The sequence below is a fragment of the Salmonella sp. 32010601201800023SM genome (assembly GCF_017572235.1).
Classification (GTDB): Bacteria; Pseudomonadota; Gammaproteobacteria; order Enterobacterales; family Enterobacteriaceae; genus Salmonella; species Salmonella enterica.
Genome location: NZ_JAGEQS010000002.1, coordinates 402,673 through 412,146 on the forward strand (window position 1 = coordinate 402,673; position 9,474 = coordinate 412,146).

Annotated in this window: 8 protein-coding genes; all 8 read left to right on the plus strand. The window is 54.4% G+C overall.

Translation table 11 applies throughout. The annotated features are described in order from the left end of the window. The first annotated feature begins 11 nt into the window (after nucleotides 1–11). Nucleotides 12–2,258, plus strand: coding sequence for a phosphoenolpyruvate--protein phosphotransferase (gene ptsP, locus J4617_RS09370; RefSeq protein WP_000957888.1), 2,247 nt, complete (start codon nucleotides 12–14; stop codon nucleotides 2,256–2,258). A 215-nt stretch (nucleotides 2,259–2,473) separates the two neighbouring features. Next, complete coding sequence (gene lgt / locus J4617_RS09375) at nucleotides 2,474–3,349, plus strand: prolipoprotein diacylglyceryl transferase (protein WP_000204645.1); 876 nt, start codon at nucleotides 2,474–2,476, stop codon at nucleotides 3,347–3,349. A 6-nt stretch (nucleotides 3,350–3,355) separates the two neighbouring features. Then, complete coding sequence (gene thyA, locus J4617_RS09380) at nucleotides 3,356–4,150, plus strand: thymidylate synthase (RefSeq protein ID WP_000816247.1); 795 nt, start codon at nucleotides 3,356–3,358, stop codon at nucleotides 4,148–4,150. Nucleotides 4,151–4,334: 184 nt separating this feature from the next. Then, nucleotides 4,335–4,805: a prepilin peptidase-dependent protein gene (locus J4617_RS09385; RefSeq protein ID WP_000744668.1), complete on the plus strand. Its 471-nt coding sequence runs from the start codon at nucleotides 4,335–4,337 to the stop codon at nucleotides 4,803–4,805. Further along, nucleotides 4,796–5,359, plus strand: a complete 564-nt coding sequence (locus J4617_RS09390) for a prepilin peptidase-dependent protein (RefSeq protein WP_000029153.1) — start codon at nucleotides 4,796–4,798, stop codon at nucleotides 5,357–5,359. Before J4617_RS09385 ends, J4617_RS09390 begins: the two co-directional genes overlap by 10 nt. Beyond that, the gene (locus J4617_RS09395; protein WP_001078532.1) at nucleotides 5,356–5,763 is read left to right on the plus strand and encodes a DUF2509 family protein; all 408 of its coding nucleotides are present in this window, start codon (nucleotides 5,356–5,358) and stop codon (nucleotides 5,761–5,763) included. The genes J4617_RS09390 and J4617_RS09395 overlap by 4 nt, the downstream gene beginning before the upstream one ends. After that, on the plus strand, nucleotides 5,748–6,068 hold the full coding sequence (locus J4617_RS09400; protein WP_000019286.1) for a prepilin-type N-terminal cleavage/methylation domain-containing protein: 321 nt from the start codon (nucleotides 5,748–5,750) through the stop codon (nucleotides 6,066–6,068). The genes J4617_RS09395 and J4617_RS09400 overlap by 16 nt, the downstream gene beginning before the upstream one ends. A 15-nt stretch (nucleotides 6,069–6,083) precedes the next feature. Beyond that, on the plus strand, nucleotides 6,084–9,455 hold the full coding sequence (gene recC, locus J4617_RS09405; RefSeq protein ID WP_000946829.1) for an exodeoxyribonuclease V subunit gamma: 3,372 nt from the start codon (nucleotides 6,084–6,086) through the stop codon (nucleotides 9,453–9,455). Nucleotides 9,456–9,474 lie beyond the last annotated feature (19 nt).

Below are 9,474 nucleotides of genomic sequence, written 5' to 3' on the forward strand. Positions count from 1 at the left end.
CCACGCAAATTATGCTCACTCGCCTGCGCGAAATAGTCGAAAAAGTGGCCAGTGCGCCGCGTCTGAACGAGGCGCTGAATATTCTGGTCACGGATATCTGTCTTGCGATGGATACAGAGGTTTGCTCGGTTTACCTGGCCGATCATGACCGACGCTGTTATTACCTGATGGCGACGCGGGGGTTGAAAAAACCGCGTGGTCGAACCGTTGCGCTTGCGTTTGATGAGGGGATCGTCGGTCTGGTGGGCAGACTGGCGGAACCCATTAACCTTGCCGATGCGCAAAAACATCCCAGCTTTAAATACATTCCTTCGGTAAAAGAGGAGCGTTTTCGCGCGTTTCTCGGCGTGCCGATCATTCAGCGTCGCCAACTTCTCGGCGTGCTGGTCGTACAGCAGCGCGAATTGCGCCAGTACGATGAAAGCGAAGAGTCTTTCCTCGTCACGCTCGCTACGCAGATGGCGGCTATCCTGTCACAGTCGCAGGTCACAGCGCTGTTCGGGCAATACCGGCAGACGCGAATCCGCGCGCTTCCTGCGGCGCCGGGCGTGGCTATCGCAACGGGCTGGCAAGACGCGACCATGCCGCTGATGGAACAGGTTTACGAAGCGTCTACGCTGGATACCTCTCTTGAACGCGAACGACTGACCGGCGCTCTGGAAGAGGCGGCGAACGAATTCCGACGATACAGCAAACGCTTTGCCGCCGGCGCGCAAAAAGAGACGGCGGCCATTTTCGATCTGTACTCACACCTGCTTTCAGACGCCAGACTGCGTCGCGAACTCTTCGCCGAGGTCGACAAAGGCGCTGTTGCGGAGTGGGCCGTTAAAAAAATCATCGAAAAATTTGCCGAGCAATTTGCGGCGCTAACCGATAACTACCTCAAAGAACGTGCGGGAGACTTACGCACGCTGGGGCAGCGGCTGTTATTCCATCTTGATGATTCAGTTCAGGGGCCAAACGCCTGGCCGGAACGTTTTATTCTGGTCGCGGATGAGCTGTCGGCGACCACCCTGGCGGAGCTGCCGCAGGACAGGCTGGCGGGCGTTGTGGTGCGCGACGGCGCGGCAAACTCGCATGCGGCGATTATGGTGCGCGCGCTCGGTATCCCGACCGTCATGGGCGCTGATATCCAGCCTTCGGTGCTACATCGCCGTACGTTGGTGGTGGATGGCTATCGCGGTGAATTACTGGTCGATCCTGAACCCGTGCTTATTCAGGAATATCAGCGGCTCATTAGTGAAGAGATAGAACTCAGTCGTCTGGCGGAGGACGACGTCAATCTTCCCGCCCAACTGAAAAGCGGCGAGCGAGTCAAAGTGATGCTGAATGCCGGGCTCAGTCCCGAGCATGAGGAAAAGTTAGGCAGTCGGATCGACGGTATCGGCCTGTACCGTACTGAAATTCCCTTCATGCTGCAAAGCGGGTTTCCCTCGGAAGAAGAGCAGGTGGCGCAGTATCAAGGGATGCTGCAAATGTTTAACGATAAACCGGTGACGCTGCGGACCTTGGATGTGGGAGCGGATAAGCAACTGCCCTATATGCCGATCAGCGAGGAGAACCCGTGTCTGGGCTGGCGCGGGATCCGCATTACGCTGGATCAGCCGGAGATCTTTTTGATCCAGGTCCGCGCGATGCTGCGCGCCAATGCGGCGACTGGCAACCTCAGCATTTTGTTGCCGATGGTCACCAGTATTGATGAAGTCGATGAAGCGCGACGTCTGATCGAACGCGCCGGGCGCGAGGTCGAGGAGATGATCGGCTATGCGATCCCGAAACCGCGTATCGGCATTATGCTGGAAGTGCCATCAATGGTATTTATGCTGCCGCATCTGGCTAACCGGATCGACTTTATCTCGGTCGGCACCAACGATTTAACGCAATATATCCTGGCGGTAGATCGCAACAATACCCGCGTGGCCAGTATTTACGACAGTCTGCATCCGGCTATGCTGCGCGCACTGAGCATGATTGCGCAGGAAGCCGAAAAAAATGGCCTCGATCTTCGCTTGTGCGGCGAGATGGCGGGCGATCCGATGTGCGTGGCGATTCTTATCGGTCTGGGATATCGCCATCTTTCGATGAATGGCCGTTCGGTAGCGCGTGTGAAATATCTGCTGCGGCATATCGATTTTGAAGACGCGCAAACCCTTGCCAGACGCAGCCTTGAGGCGCAGATGGCGACCGAAGTGCGTCATCAGGTGGCGGCGTTTATGGAGCGCCGCGGGATGGGGGGATTGATTCGAGGAGGGTTGTAACGACTGGAGCGGGAAAAGAGAGTGACTGTGGATTCACGGCGCAGACAACACGCCTGCAAGATAAAAGACAATGCGTATACATATCTTTTAACGGTAATCGGCGTCTCGCTTTTAACCCTTGTGCTATTATTCGCACCTTTGGAGCGTCTGCAACGCGCAGGCGCGCTTATCAATCGCTATCTCTTCAGCGAAATAACAAGAAATTGTGGTGACAGATGACCAGTAGCTATCTGCATTTTCCGGACTTTGATCCGGTCATTTTCTCAATTGGGCCCGTCGCGCTTCACTGGTATGGCTTGATGTATCTGGTGGGGTTCGTTTTCGCGATGTGGTTGGCGGTGCGTCGCGCTAACCGTCCGGGAAGCGGTTGGACCAAAAACGAAGTTGAAAATTTACTCTATGCAGGTTTCCTGGGGGTCTTCCTGGGGGGACGTATTGGCTATGTCCTGTTTTATAACTTCCCTCTGTTTCTGGATAACCCGCTCTATTTATTCCGCGTCTGGGACGGCGGCATGTCCTTCCACGGCGGGCTTATCGGCGTGATACTGGTGATGATTATCTTCGCCAGGCGCACGAAGCGCTCGTTCTTTCAGGTGTCTGATTTTATTGCGCCGTTAATTCCGTTCGGCCTGGGCGCCGGGCGTCTGGGCAACTTTATCAACGGTGAATTGTGGGGGCGCGTCGATCCTGACTTCCGGTTTGCCATGCTCTTTCCTGGCTCACGCGCGGAAGATATTGCGCTGCTGCCGTCACATCCGCAATGGCAGCCTATTTTTGATACCTACGGCGTATTGCCACGCCACCCTTCCCAGTTGTATGAACTGGCATTAGAAGGCGTGGTGCTGTTTATCATCCTTAATCTCTTTATTCGCAAACCGCGTCCGATGGGCGCAGTCTCCGGATTATTCCTGATTGGCTATGGCGCGTTTCGTATCATTGTTGAATTCTTCCGCCAGCCGGACGCGCAATTTACCGGCGCGTGGGTACAGTACATCAGCATGGGGCAGATTCTCTCTATCCCGATGATTATCGCTGGCGCGATCATGATGGTTTGGGCATATCGCCGCCGCCCGCAGCAACACGTTTCCTGAGGAACCATGAAACAGTATTTAGAACTGATGCAAAAAGTGCTGGATGAAGGCACACAGAAAAACGACCGTACCGGCACCGGCACGCTTTCCATTTTTGGCCATCAGATGCGTTTTAACCTGCAGGAAGGCTTTCCTCTGGTGACGACGAAACGCTGCCATTTACGTTCAATTATTCACGAACTGCTATGGTTTTTGCAGGGCGATACCAACATCGCTTACCTGCACGAAAATAATGTCACCATCTGGGACGAATGGGCTGATGAGAACGGCGATTTAGGCCCGGTTTATGGTAAGCAGTGGCGTGCATGGCCAACACCGGATGGCCGCCATATCGATCAGATCGCCACGGTCTTAAGCCAGCTTAAAAACGACCCGGACTCTCGTCGTATTATCGTTTCTGCGTGGAACGTCGGCGAGCTGGATAAGATGGCGTTGGCGCCGTGTCACGCCTTTTTCCAGTTTTATGTCGCAGATGGAAAACTCTCCTGTCAGCTTTATCAGCGCTCCTGCGATGTGTTCCTCGGTCTGCCGTTCAACATTGCCAGCTACGCGTTACTGGTGCATATGATGGCGCAACAGTGCGACCTGGACGTCGGCGATTTTGTCTGGACCGGCGGCGACACGCACCTGTACAGCAACCATATGGAGCAGACGCACCTGCAATTAAGCCGTGAACCGCGCGCGCTGCCGAAATTGGTCATTAAGCGTAAACCCGATTCGCTTTTTGACTACCGGTTCGATGATTTCGAAATTGAAGGCTATGATCCGCACCCCGGTATTAAAGCGCCGGTCGCTATCTAAGCGCTGACGATCCTGCCATAACCGACGTCATCGCGCGTCGGTTTTTTTTACCCTTCGTCTCAATCTTCGGCGCGGATTCCTGAAATTTTGCAACGCGCTGCAAGACATGAACTTTTTTCCGTAACGCGCCGAACAATCTGTATTTGGCGCTCGTTATTTTTCTTCCGCCCGCCATACTGCCGACATGAAAAAACAACAGGGCTATACGCTCATTGAAACGGTGGTCGCGATGTCGCTCATTATCATTCTCAGCGCCACAGGACTTTATGGCTGGCAACGCTGGCAGCAGCAACAGCGCCTGTGGCAAACCGCATGTCAGGTGCGGGATTACCTGCTGCAACTTCGTGAGGACGCTCACTGGCATAACCGCGATCACATTCTTCGCGTGGTCAGCGAAGGCGGTTCATGGTGCTTTGTCAGCTCTGTTGCTACGCAAACATCGTGTACGCCATCTTCCCCCTTTGTGTTTACGCCCGACTGGCGTGATGTCGTCCTTGCCGATATCACGCCGTCGTTAGCCTTCTTTGGCTTGCGCAATACGGCATGGGCAGGGCACATCGTACTGAAAAACGCTGCCGGAGAGTGGCGTCTGGTCGTCTCCTCCTGGGGGCGAATCAGGCTATGCGAGCGTAATGAGGCCGCCACGTGTCAATAACCACGCGGGGGTTCTCGCTACTGGAAGTTGTGCTGGCGATGGCGATAGGTTCCATTTTACTGCTTGGGTCCGCACGATTTTTACCGGCGCTACAGCGTGAAATCTGGCACAACACGCGACAGTTATCGCTGGAAGATGAAATCTGGCAGCGAACCTATACCGTAGCGAAGCATCTTCAACGTGCGGGTTACTGTCATGGTCACTGTATTGGCGAAGGGTTACATCTTGCCGAACAGGGGCAATGCGTCATCGTTCAGTGGGACGGGAATAATAACGGTGTCTGGGATACCATACCGGCGAAAGAGGCCGACCAGACCGGGTTTCGTGTGAAGGATAACGTTCTGGAGACATTACGCGGAGCAACATCTTGCCAGGGTAAGGGATGGGAAAAAATGACCGATCCCAATACGGTACTCATCACGGCGTTTACCGTTGAGCGCCGGGATATAACGGGATTCTCGCCAGTGCTCATGCTGCATCTGCGCGGCGCCAGCAAAGCCGAGCCTCAGACGGTTATTGACGCGCAATACAGCGTAACGGGATTTAATCTGTGAATCGGGAACGTGGCGCTTCTTCGCTAATACTGGCGCTTTTAATACTGATTCTGGGCAGTCTGCTACTGCAAGGCGTAAATCAGCAGCAGGCCAGCTATGCCGCCCGCGTGACGACGCAGAGCCTGGCGATACAACGCCAGGCGCTTGTGCAGTCGGCGCTGGAATGGGGACGGGGGCAGCTATGGTCAGGCGTAACCGAAATGGAATGTCGGCGCTATTCCTCTTCAGGAGCGAGAGTCTGTTTGCGGAGATTATCGGGGGATGAGGTGGTGATGGCGGCGCAAGATGACGGCATGACGTTATGGCGTTTGGGCAACGTCATTCAGGGAAGCATTGTCTTTTCTCCCCACGGCTGGAGCGATTTTTGTCCGTTAAAAGAGGTGGCGTTATGTCGCATCCCCTGAATTTACAACGCGGGTTTAGCCTCCCGGAAGTTTTAGTGGCGATGGTTCTAATGGTAATGATCGTCACCGCGCTGTCAGGCTATCAGCGGGTATTAATGCACAGTTTTGCATTACGACACCAGTATCTCCAGATCTGGCGGCAGGCGTGGCAGCAAACGGCGCTGTATCCATTTTCGCCTGCTGACGACTGGAAGGCCAACCGGATGCAGACAACGCAATCGGGATGTGTCAGCATCAGCGTCACGATGGTTTCACCCTCTGGCAGGCAGGGGCAGATGACGCGCTTGCATTGTCCAAATCGTTAATCGTCAGGAGTAATTATGTTAAGGGTCTACCACTCCAATCGTCTGGATGTGCTGGAAGCGTTGATGGAATTCATCGTCGAACGCGAGCGGCTGGATGATCCCTTTGAACCAGAAATGATTCTGGTACAAAGCACGGGTATGGCGCAGTGGCTGCAGATGACCCTTTCACAAAAGTTTGGTATTGCGGCGAATATCGCTTTTCCGTTACCGGCGAGTTTTATCTGGGAGATGTTTGTCCGCGTGTTGCCGGATATCCCCAAAGAAAGCGCTTTCAGCAAACAAAGCATGAGCTGGAAACTGATGACCTTGCTGCCGCAGTTGCTGGATAAGGATGAGTTTGTACTGCTGCGCCATTATCTGACCGACGACACCGATAAACGCAAACTCTTTCAGCTTTCCGCGCGCGCCGCCGACCTGTTCGATCAGTATCTGGTTTATCGGCCTGACTGGCTTACGCAGTGGGAAGCGGGAAAAACCGTGGAAGGTCTGGGAGAGGCGCAAAACTGGCAGGCGCCGCTGTGGAAAGCATTGGTGGAATATACCGCCGCGCTGGGGCAGCCGCGCTGGCATCGCGCCAATCTCTACCAACGCTTTATTCAAACGCTGGAAAGCGCGACCGCCTGCCCGCCAGGGTTGCCGTCCCGCGTTTTTATTTGCGGCATTTCCGCGTTACCGCCAGTGTATCTCAGAGCGTTGCAGGCGCTGGGCAAACATATTGAAATCCATCTCCTTTTTACTAATCCGTGTCGGTATTACTGGGGGGACATTAAAGACCCTGCCTGGCTGGCAAAACTCATGGCTCGCCAGCGTCGTCACAGTTTTGAAGACCGTCATTTACCGTTGTTCCGTGAAAACCAGAATCCGGAAGCCTTATTTAACAGCGACGGTGAACAGGATATCGGTAATCCGCTACTGGCCTCATGGGGAAAACTGGGGCGGGATTATATCTACCTGCTATCTGAACTGGAAAACAGCCAGGAGCTGGATGCGTTTGTTGATATTACGCCAGATAATCTTTTGCATCGGATTCAGGCGGATATCCTTGAACTGGAAAGCCATGCGGTGGCGGGCGTAAATCTTGAGGAGTATTCGCGCAGCGACAATAAGCGTCTGCTCGATCCCGAGGATAACAGCCTCTCTTTTCACGTTTGTCACAGCCCGCAGCGCGAGGTGGAGATACTGCACGATCGCCTGCTGGCGATGCTGGAAGCCGATCCGACGCTAACGCCGCGCGACATTATCGTTATGGTGGCTGATATTGACAGCTATAGCCCGTTTATCCAGGCGGTATTTGGTAGCGCGCCAACGGAGCGCTATCTGCCTTATGCTATTTCCGATCGGCGGGCGCGTCAGTCACATCCGGTGTTACAGGCATTTATCAGCCTGCTTTCGTTACCGGACAGCCGCTTCGTCTCCGAGGATGTTCTGGCGTTGTTAGACGTACCGGTATTGGCTGCCCGCTTTACGATCAACGAAGAAGGGCTGCGTTATTTGCGCTTGTGGGTCAATGAGTCAGGCATTCGCTGGGGAATTGACGATGACAACGTACGCGAGCTGGAACTTCCTGCCACAGGGCAGCATACATGGCAATTTGGCCTGACGCGTATGCTGCTGGGGTATGCGATGGAAAGCGCCCAGGGCGAGTGGCAGTCGGTTCTGCCTTATGACGAATCCAGCGGTCTGATTGCCGAGCTGGTCGGGCATCTGGCTTCGCTGCTGATGCAGCTTAATATCTGGCGGCGCGGTCTGGCGCAGGAGCGACCGCTGGAAGAGTGGCTGCCCGTTTGTCGCGACATGCTCAATGATTTCTTCCTGCCCGATGCGGACACGGAAGCGGCAATGACATTGATTGAACAGCAGTGGCAGGCCATTATCGCCGAAGGCGTTGCGGCGGAATATGGCGACGCGGTACCGATTTCGCTACTGCGGGATGAACTGGCGCAGCGTCTGGATCAGGAACGTATTAGCCAGCGCTTCCTGGCGGGCCCCATCAATATTTGTACGCTGATGCCGATGCGTTCCATTCCGTTCAGAGTCGTTTGCCTGCTGGGAATGAACGACGGCGTATACCCGCGCCAGCTTGCGCCGTTGGGCTTTGACCTGATGAGCCAAAAACCCATGCGCGGGGATCGTAGCCGTCGCGACGATGACCGCTACCTGTTTCTGGAAGCGTTAATCTCGGCGCAGCAGACGCTGTATATCAGCTACATCGGTCGCTCCATCCAGGATAATAGCGAACGCTTTCCCTCTGTACTGGTGCAAGAATTGGTGGATTACATCGGGCAAAGCCACTATTTGCCGGGCGACGAAACGCTGACCTGTGATGAGAGCGAAGCACGAGTCAAAGCGCATATTACGCGTCTGCATACCCGTATGCCTTTTGATGCGCAAAATTACCAACCCGGCGAACAGCAAAGTTATGCCAGAGAGTGGTTGCCTGCGGCGAGTCAGTCGGGGAAAGCGCATTCTGACTTTGTGCAGCCGCTTCCTTTTACGATGCCGGAAACATTGACTCTGGAAAGTCTGCAGCGTTTTTGGGCCCATCCGGTACGCGCATTTTTTCAGATGCGGCTTCAGGTTAATTTCCGCTCGGAAGAGAGTGAGATTCCTGATGCGGAACCGTTTGAATTAGAGGGATTGACGCGATATCAACTTAACCAACAGTTGCTCAATACGCTGGTTGAAGAGGACGACGCCGAACGCTTGTTCCGCCGTTTCCGGGCTGCGGGAGAGTTGCCTTACGGCGCGTTTGGCGAAATATTCTGGGATGCGCAATGTCAGGAGATGCAGCAACTGGCAAGCCGGGTTATCGCCTGTCGTAAGCCGAGCCAAAGCCTGGAAGTGGATCTGCTTTGCAATGGCGTTCAGCTAACCGGCTGGCTACCGCAGGTACAGGAGGATGGATTATTGCGCTGGCGTCCCGCTTTAATCAGCGTGGCGCAAGGTGTGAAACTTTGGCTGGAACACCTTGTCTATTGTGCCAGCGGCGGGAGTGGCGAAAGTCGTCTGTTTTTGCGCAAAGAGGGAGAATGGCGATTTCCGCCACTTGATAAAGCGCAGGCAATGGCTTACCTGGCGCAACTGATTGAAGGCTACCGGGAAGGCATGTCTTCTCCGCTATTGGTACTGCCGGAAAGCGGCGGCGCATGGATAAAAGCCTGTTATGACGCTGAAAATGATGTCATGTTAGACGACGATGACACCTTACAGAAGGCCAGAACAAAGTTTCTACAGGCTTATGAAGGCAACATGATGGTGAGCGGCGAAGGCGAAGATATCTGGTATCAACGTCTTTGGCGTCAGCTGGAATCTGAAACGTTGCAGGCTATCATTGCGCAGTCCCGACATTACCTGTTACCGCTGTTTCGTTTTAATCAGTCTCGTTGATTGTATGAAAATCGCGCCA